Origin of the sequence: Paraburkholderia caffeinilytica, assembly GCF_003368325.1 — a bacterium.
GTDB lineage: Bacteria > Pseudomonadota > Gammaproteobacteria > Burkholderiales > Burkholderiaceae > Paraburkholderia > Paraburkholderia caffeinilytica.
Window position 1 is genome coordinate 1,376,727 of record NZ_CP031466.1, and the last position, 19,963, is coordinate 1,396,689.

At 65.7% G+C, this 19,963-nt stretch carries 16 protein-coding genes, 1 pseudogene and 1 riboswitch; of the genes and pseudogenes, 10 read left to right on the forward strand and 7 right to left on the reverse strand.

Features of this window, described 5'->3' with window-relative positions; all coding sequences use genetic code 11:
- Positions 1-4: 4 nt before the first annotated feature.
- Positions 5-1,285: a DUF445 domain-containing protein gene (locus tag DSC91_RS06195; RefSeq protein ID WP_115777310.1), complete on the reverse strand. Its 1,281-nt coding sequence runs from the start codon at positions 1,283-1,285 to the stop codon at positions 5-7.
- A gap of 213 nt (positions 1,286-1,498) precedes the next feature.
- On the opposite strand from DSC91_RS06195, the gene DSC91_RS06200 reads away from it, so the two are divergent.
- Entirely contained in the window at positions 1,499-2,641 is a 1,143-nt protein-coding gene (locus DSC91_RS06200) for a metallophosphoesterase family protein (RefSeq protein ID WP_115777311.1), read from the forward strand.
- Positions 2,638-5,262, forward strand: a complete 2,625-nt coding sequence (locus tag DSC91_RS06205) for an AAA family ATPase (RefSeq protein ID WP_115777312.1) — start codon at positions 2,638-2,640, stop codon at positions 5,260-5,262. Before DSC91_RS06200 ends, DSC91_RS06205 begins: the two co-directional genes overlap by 4 nt.
- A 4-nt stretch (positions 5,263-5,266) precedes the next feature.
- On the opposite strand, the gene cobJ is transcribed toward DSC91_RS06205, so the two are convergent.
- Genes cobJ through cobG form a run of 4 tightly spaced genes read right to left on the reverse strand, consistent with a single transcriptional unit; the run spans position 5,267 to position 9,943 of the window.
- Positions 5,267-7,069, reverse strand: coding sequence for a precorrin-3B C(17)-methyltransferase (gene cobJ / locus DSC91_RS06210; RefSeq protein ID WP_115777313.1), 1,803 nt, complete (start codon positions 7,067-7,069; stop codon positions 5,267-5,269).
- Positions 7,057-7,788 (reverse strand): precorrin-2 C(20)-methyltransferase, encoded by a 732-nt coding sequence (locus tag DSC91_RS06215; RefSeq protein WP_115777314.1) that lies wholly within the window; start codon positions 7,786-7,788, stop codon positions 7,057-7,059. The genes cobJ and DSC91_RS06215 overlap by 13 nt, the downstream gene beginning before the upstream one ends.
- Positions 7,789-8,415 carry a precorrin-8X methylmutase gene (locus DSC91_RS06220; protein WP_115777315.1) on the reverse strand — a complete coding sequence of 209 codons (627 nt, stop codon included), beginning with the start codon at positions 8,413-8,415 and terminating at the stop codon, positions 7,789-7,791.
- Complete coding sequence (gene cobG / locus DSC91_RS06225) at positions 8,408-9,943, reverse strand: precorrin-3B synthase (protein ID WP_279636308.1); 1,536 nt, start codon at positions 9,941-9,943, stop codon at positions 8,408-8,410. Before cobG ends, DSC91_RS06220 begins: the two co-directional genes overlap by 8 nt.
- Positions 9,944-10,026: 83 nt before the next feature.
- Positions 10,027-10,205, reverse strand: a riboswitch (cobalamin riboswitch).
- 84 nt (positions 10,206-10,289) lie between these two features.
- Between cobG and cbiE the strand changes: the two genes are divergently transcribed.
- From cbiE to cobM, 4 genes are read left to right on the forward strand one after another with little or no spacing between them, the layout of a single operon-like run.
- Positions 10,290-11,615, forward strand: a complete 1,326-nt coding sequence (cbiE, locus tag DSC91_RS06230) for a precorrin-6y C5,15-methyltransferase (decarboxylating) subunit CbiE (RefSeq protein ID WP_115779721.1) — start codon at positions 10,290-10,292, stop codon at positions 11,613-11,615.
- The gene (locus DSC91_RS06235; protein ID WP_115777317.1) at positions 11,615-12,703 is read left to right on the forward strand and encodes a cobalt-precorrin-5B (C(1))-methyltransferase; all 1,089 of its coding nucleotides are present in this window, start codon (positions 11,615-11,617) and stop codon (positions 12,701-12,703) included. Before cbiE ends, DSC91_RS06235 begins: the two co-directional genes overlap by 1 nt.
- The gene (locus tag DSC91_RS06240; protein WP_115777318.1) at positions 12,700-13,437 is read left to right on the forward strand and encodes a cobalt-precorrin-6A reductase; all 738 of its coding nucleotides are present in this window, start codon (positions 12,700-12,702) and stop codon (positions 13,435-13,437) included. Before DSC91_RS06235 ends, DSC91_RS06240 begins: the two co-directional genes overlap by 4 nt.
- A 31-nt stretch (positions 13,438-13,468) precedes the next feature.
- A complete protein-coding gene (gene cobM / locus DSC91_RS06245) occupies positions 13,469-14,197 on the forward strand; it encodes a precorrin-4 C(11)-methyltransferase (protein WP_115777319.1) in 729 nt (242 codons plus the stop codon).
- A gap of 19 nt (positions 14,198-14,216) precedes the next feature.
- Here cobM and DSC91_RS06250 read toward each other — a convergent pair.
- Positions 14,217-14,825: pseudogene (locus tag DSC91_RS06250) on the reverse strand (extracellular solute-binding protein); the annotation flags it as partial.
- 284 nt (positions 14,826-15,109) lie between these two features.
- Here DSC91_RS06250 and DSC91_RS06255 point away from each other — a divergent pair.
- Positions 15,110-16,231 (forward strand): alpha/beta hydrolase family protein, encoded by a 1,122-nt coding sequence (locus DSC91_RS06255; protein ID WP_115777320.1) that lies wholly within the window; start codon positions 15,110-15,112, stop codon positions 16,229-16,231.
- Positions 16,232-16,237: 6 nt separating this feature from the next.
- On the opposite strand, the gene DSC91_RS06260 is transcribed toward DSC91_RS06255, so the two are convergent.
- Entirely contained in the window at positions 16,238-17,731 is a 1,494-nt protein-coding gene (locus DSC91_RS06260) for an MDR family MFS transporter (RefSeq protein ID WP_115777321.1), read from the reverse strand.
- 238 nt (positions 17,732-17,969) lie between these two features.
- Between DSC91_RS06260 and DSC91_RS06265 the strand changes: the two genes are divergently transcribed.
- The 3 genes from DSC91_RS06265 to DSC91_RS06275 all read left to right on the forward strand — a co-directional run bounded on the left by DSC91_RS06265 (position 17,970) and on the right by DSC91_RS06275 (position 19,934).
- Positions 17,970-18,230, forward strand: a complete 261-nt coding sequence (locus tag DSC91_RS06265; protein WP_115777322.1) for a DUF1488 family protein — start codon at positions 17,970-17,972, stop codon at positions 18,228-18,230.
- 195 nt (positions 18,231-18,425) lie between these two features.
- A complete protein-coding gene (locus DSC91_RS06270; protein WP_115777323.1) occupies positions 18,426-19,061 on the forward strand; it encodes a carbonic anhydrase in 636 nt (211 codons plus the stop codon).
- A 189-nt stretch (positions 19,062-19,250) separates the two neighbouring features.
- Positions 19,251-19,934 carry a type 1 glutamine amidotransferase domain-containing protein gene (locus DSC91_RS06275; protein WP_115777324.1) on the forward strand — a complete coding sequence of 228 codons (684 nt, stop codon included), beginning with the start codon at positions 19,251-19,253 and terminating at the stop codon, positions 19,932-19,934.
- Positions 19,935-19,963 lie beyond the last annotated feature (29 nt).

A 19,963-nucleotide genomic window follows, 5' to 3' on the forward strand; every position in this document is an offset into this window, starting at 1 on the left:
TCCCTTAGCCCATGTGCAAACGCAACAGCTCGAACAGCTGCGAACTCGCGTACAGCAGCAAGCCGATAAAACCGCCCACAATCGTTCCGTTGATGCGGATGTACTGCAAATCCTTGCCGATGTTCAGTTCGATCTGCCGCGACATCTCGCGCGCGTCCCAGTTCTTCACTGTATCGCTGATGTGGCGCGTGAGGAACTGGGCGAAATCCGGCGCCATGGCGCGCGCCGCTTCTTCCAGGTGGTCGTTCAGCGACTGACGCAGCGCGGGGTCATGCGCGAGTTCGCGGCCGACCCATTGACCCATCGCCATCACTCTGGCGTGCAGGGCCGAGTCGCTGCTGTGCAGATCGCGTTTGAGCCATGCGCGCAATTCGCCCCACATGTCCTTCACATACGTGCTGAGGGCGTCGCCTTCCACCAGATAGCGCTTCAGTTCCTCGCCTTTCTGCAGGAACGCCGGATCGCTCTTGAGTTTGGCGATCAGCTTCTGCGCCGCGTCGTCGAATTTACGGCGCAACTGATGAGCGGGGTTCTCGCTGATCTGCTCGAGCATCCGGTTCACCGCATTGGCGATCGCTTCGGCGCCTTTTTCGCCGAGCCATGCCGACGGCAGGATCATCTCCATCTTTGGATATTCGCCTTTCACCCACTCGACGATGCGCTCGGCGATAAACTCGCGCGCCTGCGGTTCGCGCAACAGCGCCACAACCTGTTCGATGCCGGCGTCGAGCAGTTCCTGATGCCGGCCGTCCCTGGTGAGCGTGTCGAGAATCGCGCCGATGGACTGCGATAGATCGACTTTGGCCAGCACGTCGCGCAGCGCGTCCTTGATGAAGACCTGGATGCGCACGTCGTCGGTCAGTTCGAGAATGCCGCTCGTCAGCTTGACCACGTAGTCGCCCAGACGCGCGGTATTGGCCGGCGTTGTCAGCCAGCCGGTGACGCTCCGCGCCGGGTCGTGTTTCTGGATCAGCCCGACCAGCGAGGGCACGTCGAGAAACTTGTCCTGCACGAACACCGCGAGGTTGTCGGCGATCTTGTACTTGTTCTTCGGAATGATCGCCGTATGCGCCGAGACGATCGGGATCGGCACGCGGCGAAACAGCGCGGCCACGGCGAACCAGTCGGCCAGCGCGCCGACCATGGCGGCTTCGGCCACGGCCTTGATGCCGTCCACCCAGATGCCGCGCGGCATGAAAGCGGTCACGACGAAAACGCAGGCGGCCGCCGCCAGCAGCAGCAACGGGGTGCGCTTGGCCTTCTTGAGTTCGGTTTCCTTGTTCATCGGCAGCAGGGCAGCGGGGTTCAAATCGATTGGATCGTTGTGGTGCGATTGGGGTGCTCGCCCGAAAACGCGAGTGTAGCGCCGCTGTTGCGGCCGTGTGCTATCGGCCTCTGGACAATCTTTGCCGCGCCGGCGCGGTAACATCTGCGGTTAGACTGCGAGGCGCTGCCAGCAACAGTGAATGTCGATGCAATTGAATGGAATGGAGGCACAGTGATCAGGTTTCTGCACACCGCGGATTGGCAGATAGGCACGCAATTCGGCCAGTTCGAGCCGGACGAGGCCGCGCACCTCGCGGAAGCGCGCTTCGAAACCGTGCGCCGGATCGCCGGGGAAGCGGCGGCGCGCAAGGTCGACGCCGTGCTGGTCGCCGGCGACGTGTTCGACCTGCAGACCGTATCGGACACGGTGATCCGCCGTTTGTTCGGCGCGCTGCAAGCGTTTTCGGGGCCGTGGATCATGCTACCGGGCAATCACGATGCCGCCCTGGTCGAGAGTGTATGGACCCGTGCGCAGCGCCTGAACTGCGTTGCGCCGAATGTGCGGCTGGTGCTCGAGCCCGGCGTGGTGACGCTCGACGCCTGCCGGTGCGCGCTGCTTTGCGCGCCGCTCACGCAACGTATCACCTACGACGACACGACGGGCTTCTTCGACACCACGGAGACGCCTCCGGGCTATCACCGCATCGGCCTCGCGCATGGCAGCGTGAGCGGGATCCTGCAGGAGGGCATCGACTCGTCGAACCCGATCGACCCGGCGCGCGCCGCGAGCGCGCGTCTGGACTATCTCGCGCTCGGCGACTGGCACGGCCATCTGCGTGTCGACGAACGCACCTGGTATGCCGGCACGCACGAACAGGACCGTTTCCGCGCCAACGAGCCGGGCTTCGTGCTCGACGTCACGCTGACCGAGCCAGGCGCCGTGCCGGCCGTGGACGCGGTGCGGGTCGGCAAGTATCAATGGCATCGCTGGGAAGAGACGATCTCGGTGCCGACCGACGTGGATTCGCTCAGGATGCGCCTTGGCGCGCTAGGCAGTCACGACGTGCTGCGGGTGACGGTGAGCGGCTCGACCGCCCTCGCCGGGGCCGAAGCGATTCACGTCGCGGTGGAAGAAGCCCGTGCGCGGGTGCGTGCGCTGCGCGTCGATCTGACGGGTCTGCAGGTGCTGCCCACCGCCGACGATCTGGCCGAGCTTGGCGCGCAAAGCGGCTACCTGGCAAAGGTGGTGGCGCGTCTGCGAGGCTTGCAGGAGGACCCGCAGTCCGACCCGCAACAGGTCAAGCGCGCGGCGGAGGCGTTGTTGCTTCTGGCGCGTTTTCAACGTGAACTGCCGCGCGAAGCGAGGTCCGCATGAAGCTGGAAAGCATCGCGATTCAGGAGTTCAAGCAGTTCGCCGGCAGGCTTGTCATCGACGATCTGCAGCCCGGACTCAATCTGTTTACTGGTCCGAACGAGGCCGGCAAGAGCACGATCGCCGAGGCCGTGCGCGCGGTGTTCCTTGAACGCTACAAGGCTTCGCATCTGAAAGACCTGCTGCCGTGGGGCAAGGCGAGCGGGCAGCCATCGGTTGAAGTGACGTTCGACATGGACGGCACGGCATGCCGGTTGTCGAAGCAGTTCGTCACGCGGCAGCGCTGCGAATTGAAGATCGGTCAGGCGGTGTTCGGCGAGGACGAAGCGGAAGACAAGCTCGCCGCGCTACTCGGTTTTTCGCGCGCCGCGCGTGGGCCGCTGAAGGCGGAAAATGCCGGCGTCCCCGGGTTGTTGTGGGTGCAGCAAGGCGGCACGCAGGAGGTGCGCGATTCCACGGGGCATGCGGCGCAGTATCTGCGCGATGCGTTGTCGCAACTGTCGGGCGGCAATGAATCGGCGGGTGAGGATGCGCTCATCGCTACGGTGCAGCGGGCGCTTCGGCAACTGCTTACGGCGCGTACGCAGAAGTCCACCGGTCCGTTGGCCGAGGCGGAACAGGCGTTGGCGGACCTGATCGAAGAGCGTGACGATCTGGAGCAGCAGCGTCAGCAGTTCGACGAAAACATCGTGCGGCTTGCCGCGCAGCAGGAAGCGTTCGACGACGCGCAACGCAAGCGGCCCTGGGTGCTTCTTGAGCAGAAGGCTGTCGAGGCGCAACAGCGCGCCGATGCCGCGGCGGAACTCGAACGCGGCCTTCAGGGGCTGTCCCAGTCGCTGCAATTGAAGGACGCCGAGTTGGCGCTTTCGTTGCAGCAGGAACAGGCGGCGACCGAACTCGAAGCAGCGGTTGCACGCGAGCGGCTGCAACTCGACGCCGCGCGAGCCAATGCATCGACGGTTCAGAACGAACATGTGCAGGCGCAGGGGAGCGTCGCGCAATTCGAACAGGTGCACGCCGATGCCGGCCGCGCGTTCGAATTGGCGAACGCCGCGGTGACCGCTGGCGATTTGCGCAGTCAGATTGCTCTGCATCGCACCGAGAGCGAGCGGCTGGCAGCGTCGATCGAGGCCGCCGGCAAGGCGAACGAGGCCGTGCTGGAGGCGACGCGCGCGGCAGCCGCGCTCGAGATCGACGGGACGCAATTGAAACGGCTGCAATCGCTCGATGCGGAATTGACCGTGCTGCGCGCGCGGACCGAAGCGGCGATGACGCGTATCGAATACCGGCTGAACGGCGTGATCACCGTCGGCGACGCGGAGGTCAGCGGCGAGGGCGTGCTGCGACTCGACGAGCAGAAGCGGATCGGTCTTGGTGAACTCGGCGAATTGCGGGTGATTCCGGGCGTTTCCGATCTGCCGGCGCGCTTGTCCGAGTTGGCGTCGCTCGAAGCCCGGCATGCGCAGCTATTGCAGGCGCTGGGCGTGGCGTCGCTCGGCGAGGCCGAGGCGCGGCACGAGCAGTGGAAGACGCTGGTCGCGCAGCAGAAAAGCCAGGCGAAGATTCTCGAGGTGCATGCGCCGCAGGGTATCGACGCGCTGCGGGCGGCGATGGCTTCGGCGGATGCACGATTGCAATCGGCAAACGGACGGCTTGCGGCCTTGCCCGATGTCTCCGCCGCAGCGCCGCTCGACGAGGCGCGTCGCAACGCCGAGATCGCGCGCGATGCGCTGGACGCCGCCCGAAAAGTGTTGGAGCAGGCCGCGGAAAAGCGCTCGAGCGCTACGGCGACAACGGAATCGCTCGCGGCGCAGCTGCAGCGCAGGGAAGCGCAACTGGGCGACGAAGCGTTCTGCCGCAACCGCGCACAATGGCAGACGAAGATTGTCGAGCAGCGCGTGCAGGTCGAGGCGCTGAAAGCGCAACGCGAAGCACGCGAGCGCGAGCTGGAAGCGGCCCGCCTCGACGATCCGGCGGCGGAGGCGAAGCGCTATCGCGCGTCGGCGGAATTGGCGCGCAACGAGCAGCATGACCGGCAGGTTCGGATTGCTCAACTGCGCAGTCAGCTGGAGACGGTTGGCGCATCGGGTCTCGGGGAACGTCTCGCGACAGTGAACGCTTCCGTCGAACAGGCCACGCGCCGCAAGGACGAACTGAGCCTGCGGGCGGGCGCGTTGAGTCTGCTCGACGAGGTGCTCGTCGACGAACGCGATGCGGCGGTGGCGCAGTTGCGTGCGCCGCTGACCGAGCGGCTTGGACACTACCTGAAGCGGATCTTCCCGCAGTCGACGATCGCGCTCGGCGACGATCTGAGTCCCGCGACACTAGACCGCTATGGGCGGGCGGATACGCTCGATGCGTTGAGCTTCGGCACGCGCGAGCAACTCGGCATCCTGACGCGGCTGGCGTATGCGGACCTTCTCAAGGCGTCGGGCCGTCCGACCTTGCTGATGTTCGACGATGCCGCCGTGCATACCGATGCGACGCGGCGCGATGCGATCAAGCGGGCGCTGATCGATGCGGCCACGCGGCATCAGATTCTGGTGTTCACGTGCCATCCCGAGCTCTGGGACGACCTGGGTGTCAGGCAGCGGGCAATCGAGGATCTGACGGTGGCGGCTTAGGGGCTTACTCGTACCACCGCGGCGTATACACCCACTCGCCACCCTCGATTCCATTGGCAAACCCTCGCGTCGTCGACGAGCCGACGATCACCATCGTGCGCATATCGACATCGGACGAGCGCAGCTCACCTAGCGTGACCGTGCGCAATGTGCCGCCTGGCCTGCCGATGTCGCGGCCGAGCACGACTTTCGTCGTCGCACCGCGATATTCGCGCACGATGTCCAGCGCTTTATCCAGTTGCCAGGGCCGTGCGCGAGAAATCGGGTTATAGAAGGCCATCACCAGGTCCGCTTCGGCCGCATGCCGAAGGCGCTTTTCGATGATGGTCCAGGGTTTCAGATTGTCGGATAACGACAGCATGCAGAAGTCATGGCCTAACGGCGCACCGGCTTGCGCGGCAGTCGCCATGGCAGCGGACACCCCCGGTACGATGGCGAGTTGGACCGCGCGCCAGTCGGCGTTCGTCGAACCGCCTTCTTCGAGCGCTTCGAGCACTGCGGCTGCCATCGCAAACACGCCGGGATCGCCCGACGACACCATCACCACCGAGCGTCCCGTGCTCGCAAGTTCGAACGCATGACGAGCCCGCTGCATTTCCTCGCGATTGTCCGTGCCGTGGACGCGCTGATCGGCGCGCAATGGGCCGGCCATTTTCACGTAGGTTTCGTAGCCGAGAATATCGGTGGCTTCGTTCAGCGCGGTTCGCGCGGCGGGCACCATCAGGTCCGCGCGGCCGGGGCCGAGACCGATCACAGTCAAGCGGCCGCGCGGACGGCCAATCGTGTTCGGGTCGATTGCCAGCGCGGCCAACGCGAGTGCAACCCCGGCGTTCGCGTCGTCATGCAACGTTTGATAGGGGACGCGCAGCGCGGCATGCAGCAGATTGCTCGGCGGCTCGCCGTCCTCCGGACGCGCCTTTGCAAACCGCAGCGGTACGTTCAGGCTCGCCGCCGCGTCGGCGAGCGCCGCGTTCGCCATGTGTTCGGCTGAAGCCAGCAATGCCGCGAGTGAAAGCGTCGCAAGACCCTGCGCGTCCAACGCGTCGCGCACCAGGGCGGCGATTCGCGCGCCGGAATCCGGCGGCGCCTCTGCACCGGAATGTGCACCGAAGGCCGGATCCATCTCGGAATGCGCACCCGCACCCGCACCCGCACCCGCAACTGTCACTGCCGCCACCACACTTCGTGGATGAATGACCAGTTCGTCATCGCGCCCATCCCACGCACGCGGCGTCACGCGAATCGCGAGACGTGCCGAATCCGAGCGAGGCAATTGCGCATCGTCGAGCCACGGTGCTTCACCCTCGATGCGCGTGCTCTCACCCGCCAGCAGATCCGAAACAAAGCGCTTGCCTTGTGCCAAATCCGCGAGTGCATAGCCGTCAGGCGGATTGAGCACGCACGTGCCGAAGCGCAGTTCGCCACTTGTCGTGATCGCGGGCGACACGGCCAACGCAGCCGCCATCTCGCGAGCCATCACGTTGACGCCTGCAAGACCGCCGAGCAACGGCACGACCGCACTGCCGTCTTCCGCGACGGCCAGCACCGGCGGCTCGACGCCCTTGTTCGACAACAACGGCGCGAGGCAGCGAATCACGATCCCGGTCGCGCACAACGCGATGATCGGCGTGCCGCGCGCATACAGCTCACGCAGATGCGCGCCGAGGTCCGTGTACGACGCGTCAGCCTCGACACGTGCCTGCAAGGCGTGCACCTCGCAACCCGCATACAGCGTCTGAATACGCCGCGCGGTCTCCAGCGCACCCGCGCCGAGAATCACAATGGCGGGTGGCGTCAACCTTGCCATTTTTCCCCCGGCACGACGAGCAATGAAAAATACGGCGATGCCATTGGATCGACTTCATCGAGCGGCACGATGCGCTGATTGCCCATCGTCGCGCGTTCGACGTAAAGCGCACGATGCGCGAGCCCCAGTTCGCCGAGCACGCGCCGCACCTTGTCGAAATTGCGGCCGAGTTTCATGATGACCGCCGCGTCCGCGTCTGCGAGACGCCGGCGCAGTTCGTCTTCAGGCAATACGCCTGAGAGCACCGACAAACTCTGATTGCGATACACCAGCGGCGAGCCGAGTACCGCCGCACCGCCGAGCATCGAGCAGACGCCGGGTACGACTTCGGCCTCGAAACGCGCTGCGAGGCGGTCGTGCAAATACATGTACGAGCCATAGAAAAACGGATCGCCTTCGCAAATCACCGCAACATCGCGGCCCGCATCGAGATGGCCGGCGACGATCTGCGCGGCGGTGTCATAGAAGTCGGCGATGATCGCTTCATACGAAAGCGGCGGCTCGAGCGCTTCGGTGGTCACGGGATAAACGAGCGGCAGATGCTGCTGAGCATCGTGCAGATGCGCCTCGATGATGCTGAACGCGTTGCCCTTCTTGCCCTTTGCGACGAAATACGCGACTACGGGTGCCGCTTTCAGCAAACGCAGCGCTTTCAGCGTGATGAGTTCCGGGTCGCCGGGGCCGACGCCCAGTCCGAATAACCGTCCTTGCGCGCTCATTTACTCGACCTCCGTCGCCAGCGCATTCACGGCGGCGGCGGCCATCGCGCTGCCGCCGCGCCGGCCGTGAACCACGACGTAGGGCACGCCGCGGCTGTCTTCGGCAAGCAGCGCCTTCGATTCGGCCGCGCCGACGAAGCCGACCGGAAAACCGAGGATCAACGCGGGCTTCGGCGCGCCGGCATCGAGCATGTCGAGCAGATGAAAGAGGGCGGTCGGCGCGTTGCCGATCACGACGACGCTGCCGGCCAGATGCGGCCGCCACAATTCGAGCGCGGCGGCCGAGCGCGTATTGCCGAATTCACGCGCGAGCGCGGGAACGTCCTGATGCGTGAGCGTGCAGATCACGTCGTTGTTCGCGGGCAGCCGTGCGCGCGTGATGCCTTGCGCCACCATGCCGGCGTCGCACAGAATCGGCGCGCCCTGAGCAAGCGCAGCGCGGCCCGCAACCCCGGCGCCTTCGGAAAACTGAAGATCGTCGACGACGTCGACCATGCCGCAGGCGTGAATCACGCGCACCGCGAGTTTCTCGAGGTCGGCGGGGATGCGCGCGAGATCGGCCTCCGCACGTATCGTCGCGAAGGATTGGCGATAGATCTCCTGACCGTCGCGAATGTAATCAAGCATCTGAGGGGCTCCGGGCCGGATGTGCCAATGGGTCGAGCATGTCGGCGGCCTGTTCGATCGTGAGTTGGTGCGCGATGCACGAGCCGAAACCCGGCGCGCCATCGCGGCGAAAAAGGTCGTAGATGCCGGGCGCCGCGGCCAGCAGCGTGTACGGCGCGCAATGGGCGGCGGCGCACGAGCGCGGACAGCCGCTCAGATGGACATCGACGCCCTCGGGTAAGCGATTCGCCAGCAGCAGCGCGTCCGCTTTGGTGTCGGCGAGGCTTTTGGCGCAGCCTGTGGAACCGGTGCAGGCGATCAGGTGCGTAACGCGTTGTGACGGATCGCAGGCAAGACCTAGCGCGTTCATTTCAGCGAGCACGGCGGGCGCGGCATGGGCCGCGATATCGGGCAGTAGCACGCTTTGCCAGGGCGTCATGCGCAACGTGCCGTTGCCTTGCTGTTGCGAGAGCGCGGCGAGGCCGCGCAAGGTGTCGGCGTCGAGGCGTCCGAGCGGCGGTTGGCCGCCTACGTGCCGCATGCCAGCGACTCGCTGTGCGTGCGCGCCGAGTCTGAGCGCGGCATCGGCAGGCGTGCTGCGTTGCCAGTGCGCGAGCGACGTGTCGCGTGACAGCGGGAAATCGACATACGTTTGAGCGTGCTGTAACAGCGCGTCGACGGACTGCTGGGCAAGCAGGTGGCGCATGCGTGTGGCATCCGGTGCGGCCAGGTCGAGGAACGTGTGTAGCAGCGCACGGACCAGACCCGCGACTTGCACGGGGAGCACGGCGGCGAGGGCGCCTGTGTTCGCGTCGCCCACCACAGGTGGGCAACCCGCCAATCCAAACACAAATCGCACGCCGTCTTCAGCTTGTGTTGCCGCCAGCCAGACATCGTGCGGATGATCCAGTCTGGCAAGACGCTCGCCACCATCGAGCAAAAGCGCGAATTTGGGCGATAGCGCCACGAAACGAGCATCGGATTGCAGCAAGGCGAGCAGTTCGACGCAAAGGGGCCTCGTGTCGAACAGTGCAAATGGGTCGCGTCCGGCAGTCGGGCTCACCATCACATTGCGCACATCGTCCGCAGCGGATGCTGAAATCGAGCCGGCAGCGTGTTGTGCGGTTGCCGATCGCGTATTTGAAGCGTTCGCTGCGACGATCCGGGGCGTGTCAGAAGTATCCGTCGAGATCGCGAGCAGCAAGCTCTCAGCATCTGCTGCACCGGTCGCCCTGATCGTCCCAATCGGCCCGAGCCCCGCATCGACCAACGCGGCGATCAACGCCGCTTCATGCCCGCTTCGCACGCCCCGCACCTGCAAATTCGCGCGATTGGTCAACTCGATCACACCGGCCGCATGCTCCTCGCTCACGTCGGCGACTACCGCGGCTTGCGCCGCGCTCAGCTCGCCGCCGGGCAACCTGATCCGGCAAAGCCCGCCGTCGCGTGCGGCGACAATGCGCAGCAGCCCCGGACACGCCGAGGGCCGCAGCGCCAGGGCCGCGTCGGGCAAAGCAGTGGAGGGCGAAGCTTGATTCAAGACGGACACCGGGTTTAGCGTCGCGCGACGGCCCGAGCGCCGCCCTGGCGGGCATTGCTGCGGCATCGGTACACCCCGCCCGATGTAGGCTGGCACGAACAGTCTGGCCGGCAGGTCTCCTGGCTGGCAGGTCATGGTCCACCGCGGCCTTCCCGGTCGAACCAGTGGCGCGGAGCGCAGGCGGACTCGCTGCATACAGTTGCGGGGGCAGCCACAGTGACACTGTGTTCCCTCTTCGGCCCCGAAGGGCACCGGCGGCTGTATTATGCCTTTTTTCGAACAGCACAACGAGGCTGGACGCTTTGATCGGCGTGGCACAGCGCATTATTTGAAGATACAGAATGAGGATGGATGCATGCCGGCGTGGCTGACCGTGGTGGGCATGGGCGATGACGGCTTCGCCGGTTTGGGGAGGCCCGCGCGGCGTGCTTTGCTGGAGGCGTCGGTGGTCTACGGCGGCGAACGGCATCTGGCGATGCTGCCCACGCGTCTCGCCGCGCGCCGTGCGGCATGGCCGAAGCCGTTCGATCTCGCGCCTTTGCTGGCGGAGCGTACGGGGTCCGTGTGCGTGCTGGCGAGTGGGGACCCGATGCTGTTCGGCGTCGGCGCGACCTTGGCGCGGCACTTGCCGGCCGGCGAATTGCGGGTGCTGCCCGCGCCGTCGTCGTTGTCGCTGGCGGCCGCGCGGCTTGGCTGGCCGTTGCAGGACGTCGCCACGGTGTCGCTGGTCGGGCGGCCGTTACCGACACTGAATGCCTATTTGCACGACGGCGCGCGCGTCTTCGTGCTGAGCGCGGACGGGCGCACGCCCGCTGCGCTGGCCGAACTGCTGAACGCGCGCGGTTTCGGCGCGACGCGGATGACCGTGCTGGAACATTTGGGCGGAAATCTCGAGCGGCACATCGATGGCCGTGCGGACCAGTGGCCCGCGGGCGAAGTGGCCGCGCTGAATCTGATCGCGCTTGAATGCCGTGCAACGGAAGGCGCCCCGCGTTTGCCGTTGACCGCCGGCTTGCCCGACGACGCCTTTCGCCACGACGGTCAGCTGACCAAACGCGACGTCCGCGCGATCACGCTGGCGCGCCTCGCGCCGACGCCCGGCGAATTGCTATGGGATGTGGGTGCGGGCAGTGGCTCGATCGGCATCGAATGGATGCGCGCGCACCCGACATGCCGCGCGATTGCGATCGAAGGGCACGCGGAGCGGCAGCGGTTCATCGAGCACAATCGCGATGCGTTGGGTGTGCCGGGTTTGCAACTGGTGGCCGGGCGCGCGCCCGATGCGCTGGAGGGATTGGCTGTGCCGGACGCCGTGTTCATCGGCGGCGGGGTGACGGTGCCGGGCGTGCTCGACGCCTGCTGGGCGCGTTTGCGCGACGGCGGACGTCTGGTCGCCAACGCCGTGACCTTGCAAGGCGAAGCCGCGCTGGCCGCGTGGCGTGAGCAGCACGGCGGCACGTTGACGCGCATCGCGCTGGCCGACGCGCAACCGCTTGGCGGCTTCGATACGTGGCGGCAGGCGTTGCCGATCACGCTGCTGGAAGTCACGAAGCTGGCCAGCAGCACGAGCGGCACGTACGGTACGAATGACACAAGCGGCACAAGCGGCACAAGCGGCACCTCATGCAATAACGCCACATCCACGTCCACCAGTTCAGCCGACTCCCCACCCCACCCGTAATGCGCGAAGAAACCCCCGAACAGCCCGCGCCGCTGCGCAGCGGCTACACGACCGGCAGTTGCGCCACCGCGACGTCGCTCGCGGCCGCGCGCCTGTTGCTCGCGGGTATCGTCAGCGAGGTCGCGGAGATCGTGTTGCCGAAGGGCCAGCATGTGCCGATGCCCCTGGTGTTCTGCCGGCTGACCGCCGACGGCGCGGAAGCGGGCACGGTAAAGGACGCCGGCGACGACCCCGACGTGACGCACGGCGCAATCGTATTCGCCCGCGTGCGCCTGTGTGCGGAACCGGGGGTGATATTCCGCGCGGGGCCGGGCGTCGGCACGGTGACGCGCGCCGGCCTCACGCTGCCGGTCGGCGAACCGGCCATCAATCCGGTGCCGCGCAAGATGATGACCGAGCATCTGACCGAGCTGGCGGCGGAGCATGGATACAGCGGCGGCTTCGAAGTGACGATCGGCGTCGAAGGCGGCGAAGCGCTCGCACTGAAAACGATGAACCCGCGCCTGGGCATTCTCGGCGGCCTGTCGATTCTCGGCACTACCGGCATCGTGCGGCCGTTCTCGTGCTCGGCCTATATCGCGTCGATTCATCAGGGCATCGACGTCGCGCGTGCCAACGGTTACCTGCATCTCGCCGCCTGCACCGGCAACGCAAGCGAAGACGCGATGCGCGCGCACTACGGTCTGCCGGATATCGCGCTGATCGAAATGGGCGACTTTGTCGGCGCGGTGCTCAAGCATATGAAGCGCGCGCCGGTCGAGCGCCTGAGCGTGTGCGGCGGCTTCGGCAAACTCAGCAAGCTGGCAGCCGGGCATCTCGATCTGCATAGCCGGAATTCGAGCATCGATCTGGAACGGCTGGCAACGTGGGCTGCCGAGAATGGCGCTGACGACACGTTGCAGGCGGCGATTCTCGCCGCCAATACGAGTCAGCAGGCCGTCGCGTTGGCGCACGCGCAGCAGGTGCCGCTCGGCGACATCGTCTGCCGGCATGCGCTCGCTGTCGCGCGCGCGATCGTGCCGCCGCAGGTCGCCGTCGAAATGTTCGCGATCGACCGCCAGGGCAATCTGATCGGAGTCGCGCGATGACGCGGATCCTGCTGCTCGGCGGCACCGGCGACGCCTTGCGGATCGCGAGACAACTCGGCTCCGGGCACGTGTACAGCCTCGCGGGCCTCGGCAAGGTGCCGGAGGATTTGTCGTGCGAGGTGCGCGTGGGCGGCTTCGGTGGCAGCGAAGGCATGACGCGCTATATCGAGAGCGAACGCATTGGCCTCGTCATCGATGCGACGCATCCGTATGCCGCGCGGATCAGCGCCAATGCCGCGAAAGCGAGTGGCGCGCTGCGTGTGCCGTGCTGGGCATTGCGTCGCGCGGGCTGGCAGCCGCAGGCCGGCGACGACTGGCGCATGGTCGGCGATTGGGCCGAACTCTCGGCCGCGCTCGCCGCGTTCAGGCGGCCACTGTTCACGCTCGGCCGCGAACCGCTCGCGCATCTCGACGAAATCCCACCGCAGCAGTTCTGGACGGTGCGCTGTCTCGACGCGCATGAAGCCAATCCACGCGCGCGGATTCTGGCGGCGCGCGGCCCGTTTACGCTCGAAGGCGAGCGAGCGCTGTTCGACGCGGAAGCATTCGATGTCGTCGTCAGCAAGAACAGCGGCGGCAGCGCCACCGAGGCGAAACTCGAGGTCGCACGCGAGCGCGGCTTGCCGGTCGTCATGCTGAGGCGTCCTGAGCTACCCACGGTGGATCGCGAGTTTGCAGACGTGGCCGGCTTGCTGGAAGCATTGCGAGTCCTGCCTCAAGTGGCGCGTGCATGACATGCCGGCCAAACGAATCATGGAGTATTGAATGACGGTGTTTTTTATCGGCGCGGGTCCCGGCGACCCGGAACTGATCACGGTGAAGGGGCAGCGCCTCGTGCGCGATTGCCCGGTGATCCTGTACGCCGGCTCGCTGGTGCCGGCCGCTGTGTTGGAGGGGCATCGCGCTGAACAGGTCGTGAATACCGCCGAACTCGACCTCGATCAGATCGTCGCGTTGCTCAAGGCGGCACACGACAAAGGCCAGCACGTGGCCCGCGTGCATTCCGGCGACCCGTCGTTGTACGGGGCGATCGGCGAGCAGATCCGCAGACTTCGCGAACTCGGTATTCCCTACGAGATCGTGCCCGGCGTGACGGCCACCGCGGCATGCGCGGCGACGCTCGGCTGCGAACTCACGTTGCCCAATATTTCGCAGACGCTGATTCTCACGCGCTTCGCGAGCAAAACGACGATGCCGGAGGGCGAACGACTCGCCGACCTCGCAAGGCATCGCGCGACGATGGCGATCCACCTCGGCGTGCGCCATCTCGCGCGCATCGTCGACGAATTGCGGCCGCATTACGGCGGTGAGTGCCCGATCGCGGTGATCTATCGCGCGAGCTGGCCGGATGAAGAAAAGATCACCGGCACGCTCGACGATATCGTCGGCAAAGTGCAGTCCACCAACATCGAGCGGACTGCGCTGATCCTGGTGGGACAGGTGTTGGCCGCCGAAGGATTCGCGGAGTCGACGTTGTACGCGAAAGGCGGCTGATCCGCACACCGTCGCTTCCTTATCCTCCTGTCTTCAGCTGCGCCCACAGCCTGCCTTCCAGGCGTTTGATCTCGGTGGGCAAGGGCTTGAGCAGAAACAGCGTCTTCAGCACGGACTCCGGCGGATACACGGTCGGATCGTTGAGAATTTCCGGCCGCACGAATTTGCGCGCGGCGGCGTCCGCGTTCGGATAGAACACCGCATCGGTGATCCCCGCATGAACCTCGGGGCGCTCGATGTAGTTGATCCAGTCGAGCGCCGCCTGCGGATGCGGCGCGTCTTTCGGGATCGCCATCATGTCGAACCAGACCGGCGCACCGCCTTGAGGAATGAAGTATTTGACCTCGTAACGCTTGTTGGCTTCGCGCGCGCGATGGCTCGCCATCGGGACGTCACCCGACCAGCTCAGCGCGAAGCAAATGTCGTCGCCCGCGAGATCGTTGATGTAACTCGTCGCGTTGAACTGCGTGATGTACGGGCGGATTTTCTTCAGTGCGCCGTAGGCGGCCTGGTAGTCGGCCTGGTAGTCGGCCGGATTCACGCTGTTCGGATCGCGACCGGGATAGTGCAGCGTCACCGCGAACACGTCGGTCGGCGCATCGAGCACGGACACGCCGCAGCTTTTTGATGCGCTCCGCGCAGCCGGCACGTTCCGCGGCAGTGGATGCGGTTTATGACTGGATGGTGAGGCTCTGCCGGGACGGCCATTGACGCGCAGCGGGTCCTCGTGCTTATCTGCACAGCGGCGCGCGGCCATTTCGCCCGGCGTCCCTGCAAATCTCGCACGCTCTGCGCCGCCTTCCGGCAATGAGGCCGCAACCCTGGCGCCATGCTGAAGCCCGGCACCGAGCGTGACTACCGTCCACGGATTGCCAGCGCAATCGAGGCGATCCCCATTCGCAAGGATCGAACATGTTTCGTCGTTACTGTGCCGCCTTCCTATGCGCGGCTGCGTTGTGGCCGGTGGCGGCCGCGCCGGCAGATCAGGCCGCCTGGCATGTGGGCGAAGCGACGCGCGTCTTTCATCCCGCTGTGGCTCGTCATTGGCGCGGGGCGCGGACGCAGGCCCTCGTGACGAACATCTGGTATCCGGCCGATCCGGCACTTCCGGAGGTCGCGCACGAGATTGGCGTGCCCGCTCATCCGCTTTTCCACGGGCATCCGGCCGTCGTGAGTGCGCCGCTGTCCGGCGCGCGCGCCCAATATCCGCTGCTTGTCCTGTCACACGGTACCGGCGGCAGCGCGGACAGTCTCGACTGGCTGGCATCGGCGCTGGCCGCTGAAGGCTACATTGTTGCCGGCGCCAATCATCCGGGTAACAACGCGCTTGAGCCGCTAACCCGCGACGGCTTCCTGCTCTGGTGGGAGCGCGCCACGGACGCCAGCGAAGTGCTCGACGGCGTGCTCGCCGACCCGATGCTGGGTCCGCACGTCGACCGCGACCGGATCGGCGCCGTGGGCTTCTCGCTCGGTGGGTATACGGTTCTTGAACTGGCGGGCGCGCGCACCAATTTGCCGGCATTCGAGCGCTTCTGCGCGTCGCCGCAGGCCGATGCCATCTGTCATCCGCCGGAAGCCGCCAGACTTCACGAGGACCCGCAAGCGCTTGCCCTGGCGCTCGCCACGCCGTCACCGGAGGCGAAGGCGTCACGCGCGCACGCCGGCGACTCGTACCGCGACCCGCGCGTCAAGGCGGTCTTTGCGATCGCGCCGGCGCTGGGCGAGGCCTTCGACAACACCTCGTTCGCCGACGTCGCCATTCCCGTGTCGCTGCTCGCGGGCGAGGCCGACGTGACCGCGCCGGTGGACACCAACATTCACCGCATCGCGGGCTTTATGCCGAAGGCCAGGGTCACGATGGTGCCGGGTGCGGCGCACTACACCTTTCTCGACACCTGTCTGCCTGCGGGAGTCGAACGTCTTGCGACCCTTTGCAAGGACAATCCGGGCGTCGATCGCGACGCCGTCCATGCGCAGACGGCCCAACGGGCAATCGATTTTTTCGCCGCCACGTTGCCAGCGGGTGGTTCCTGACGACGATCAGTCCTCGAGCGGCGATAACGCTTCAAGCGGCACCTGCTTCGCCGGCCCGATGTTGATCGCCGGCACGAAGCCCAGCAGCACGACCACAAAAATCGCAATCGCGAAGATCGAGACGAAGGTGAGGTGCAGCGAGTGATGCAACACCATGCGGATCATGTCGCTGTCGGCGAGACTCGCCACCTGATTCTGCAACAGGGCCTTCAGCTGATCGGACGTGACCACGGCGACGTCCTTCGAGTGACTCAGCCCGAAGTTGAGCACCGCGCCGAACAGTGTCGCGCCCAGCGTGCTGCCGAGATTGCGCGAAAAGAGGTTCGACGCGGTGGCGCTGCCGCGCTCGTCCATCTTGACGATCTCCTGGATCAGCACCAGCGAACTGACGCTCGAGGTGCCCATGCCGAAGCCCATGATGAGCGAACCGAACGCCGCGATGAGCGGCGAGCCGCCAGGCTGCAGGAACAGCAGCAGCACTGCGCCAATCGGTATGAACGCGCTGCCGCCGACCAGAATGCGCCGCAGGCCGATGCGGTGAAATGATTTCGCCGCGAGCGTCGCGCCCACCGGCCAGCCCACCATCATCATCGTGAGCGCAAGGCCGGCGACCACCGGCGAGCCGTGCAACACGCCCTGGACGTACATCGGCAGGAAGGTCGTCGAGCCCATCAGGATCATGCCGGACAGCAGGGTCGCGGCGTTGCACGCGGCAATCGGCCGGCGGCTCCAGAGCGCGAACGAGATCATCGGCTCGGCCGCGCGGCGCTCCTGGAACACGAACACCAGCAGGCACAGCAGGAACGCGCCGCCCGCGAGCGTGGCCCTGGCGATCTCGTCGTCGCCGGCGTAGGTCAGCGCCATCATCAGCGCCGCGATCGCCGCCATGAAAAGCGCCGCGCCCGCGAAATCGATCGACGGACGCGCGTGCCGCTCCGATTCGCGCAGGAACGCGATGAAGCCGGCGGCCGACGCAAGGCCGATCGGCACGTTCATCCAGAAGATCCACGCCCACGACAGGTTGTGGATGATGAAGCCGCCCACCATCGGCCCGACCACCGCCGAGATGGCCCACACGCTGGCGAGATAGCCTTGCACCTTGCCGCGCTCGCGCGCCGGATAGAGGTCGGCGACGATGGTCAGCGTGACCGGCTGGATCGCGCCCGCGCCCACGCCCTGAATCAGGCGGAACACGATCATGGCCGGCATCGACCAGGCGAAGCCGGCCAGCACCGAGCCGAGCAGAAAGATCGCGATGCCCGCGAGCACGATCGGCTTGCGCCCATACAGATCGGCGAGCTTGCCGAACACCACGGTCATCGCCGTTTGCGTGAGCAGGAACGACGAAAAGACCCAGCTATACAGATGCAGGTCGCCGAGCTGCGCGACGATCTGCGGCATGGCGGTGGAAACGATGGTGGCTTCGATGGCGACCATCGCCATGGAGGCCATCACGGCGGCAATGACTAAAGGACGCGACGATTGCGGGCTGCGGGACATGGGGCGGGTAGTATTAGGATGTTGGAAGCGTCCGACGGCGTGACAGGTGGCAGGCATGCCGCGGCGCAAAAGCGCGGCCGCACGAAAGCGGCCGATGTCGAGTATGCACCTTGCGGAGAATGTGCGCTGAGGGCGGGCAGCGATGGCGAGGCTGACAATTCGCTTATACGGCTTGGAAGCCGCAGCTTGGCACAGCCTTTGCGCGTTCAGCGCTACTTTCGCCAAATGGAGGGTCATTATGAGGATCGAATTCACCGGACGCCGTGAAGTGGTGGCAGCGGCGCGCGTCGCCTTCGAAGCCAATGTCGATGGAGCCGACGTCTGGTGCAGCGTGTCGCTGGACGCGTTGAACGACCATTTCGGCAACGAGGGGCCGTCGGCCCACAATCTGGTCGGGACCTTCGAGGCCAATCGCACGCGGATTGAAAATGCTGCGCGGCGGGTCCTCGAGAAAAACGGGGGACGATCCGTGGAGCTCGAAACCGGGGATTTCAACTGAGGCCCGCGTGGCCCAACTCCTGACTTGCGGAGGGCGGTCCGGCACCGGTGCGCCGGGCCTGCTCCCCCATGCGGCGCAAGGGTTTGCGGGCGCCCTGTTCGCGCTGCGGTATAGTCGCGCCAACCGATCGCTGACACGCCTTGGACCGTTGCCGCAAACGCGGCAGGATGAGGCTTTGACTATCCGGAGAATGTCGTGCAGGAAATCATAGAAGGATTCGTCCGCTTTCAACGCGAAGTCTTCCCGCAACAGAGCGCATTGTTCAAACGTTTGTCGATTGCGCAAAATCCGCGCACGCTGTTCGTGACCTGCTCGGACAGCCGTGTCGTTCCCGAACTGTTGACGCAGGTGGAGCCCGGCGCGCTGTTCGTGATCCGCAACGCGGGCAACATCGTGCCGTCTTACGGTCCCGAGCCGGGCGGCGTGTCGGCCACCGTCGAATACGCGGTGGCGGTGCTCGGCGTGCGCGATATCGTGATTTGCGGCCACTCCAATTGCGGCGCGATGACGGCGATCTGCACGTGCAAGAACCTAGACCATCTGCCGGCCGTGGCGGGCTGGCTCCGCCACGCCGACGCGGCGAAAGCGATCAACGCGTCGCGAACCTATGCGTCCGATGCCGAGCGTCTCGACGCGCTGGTCAAAGACAACGTGATGGCTCAACTCGCGAACATTCGCACGCATCCGTCGGTGGCCCTGGGTCTCGTGAACAAGACGCTGCGGCTGCACGGCTGGATTTTCGAAATCGAAAGCGGCGCGATGCTCGCGCTCGATGGGCGCACAGGGCAGTTTTTGCCCTTGGTGGACAACCCCGACATTTATGTTGTCTAGCGCGCACGGCCGGCCTGCGAAAAGCGCGCGCGGTAAAGCCGGAAAATCGCTTCGGCGTTCCGGATAGCCGCCTATACTGCCAGAGCGCCAGGAGCCGCCAACGCCGCTCCGTGGCATGTCGCAACACGCGCCGACGACACCGCTCGATCGCCTGGTGCAACGCGCATTGAATCCGCTCGCGAGGTTGCCATGAAGATTCTGGTGGTACTGACTTCACATGACCAGCTCGGCAATACGGGCCGGAAAACCGGCTTCTGGCTCGAAGAATTTGCCGCACCGTATTACGTGTTCAAGGATGCCGGCGTCGCAATGACGCTCGCTTCGCCCAAAGGCGGCCAGCCGCCGCTCGACCCGAAGAGCGACGACCCCGACGCGCAGACCGACGCCACCCGGCGATTCAGAAAGGATGCGGACGCGCAAGCCGTGTTGGCGAATACCGCGCAGCTTTCGACTGTGTCGGCTGCGGACTATGACGCGGTGTTCTATCCGGGTGGCCATGGTCCGCTATGGGATCTCGCCGAGGACAAGCATTCCATCGCCCTGATCGAAGCGCTCCATGCCGCCGGGAAACCGGTCAGTGCGGTTTGCCATGCACCCGGTGTGCTACGCCATGCAAAGGGGCCGGACGAGACGCCACTCGTGCGCGATAAACCCGTGACCGGCTTTGCCAATTCCGAAGAAGCGGCGGTCGGTCTCACGGACGTCGTGCCATTCCTCGTCGAAGACATGTTGAAGAAGAGCGGCGCCAGGTATTCGAAAGGGCCGGATTGGCAGTCGCATGTGGTGGTCGCGGGCAATCTGATTACGGGGCAGAATCCCGCGTCGTCGGAAGCCGCGGCCAAAGCGCTGCTCGCGAAACTCGGCGTGACCTGAAGGGGCGCCTCAATACGCAGGATATGGCC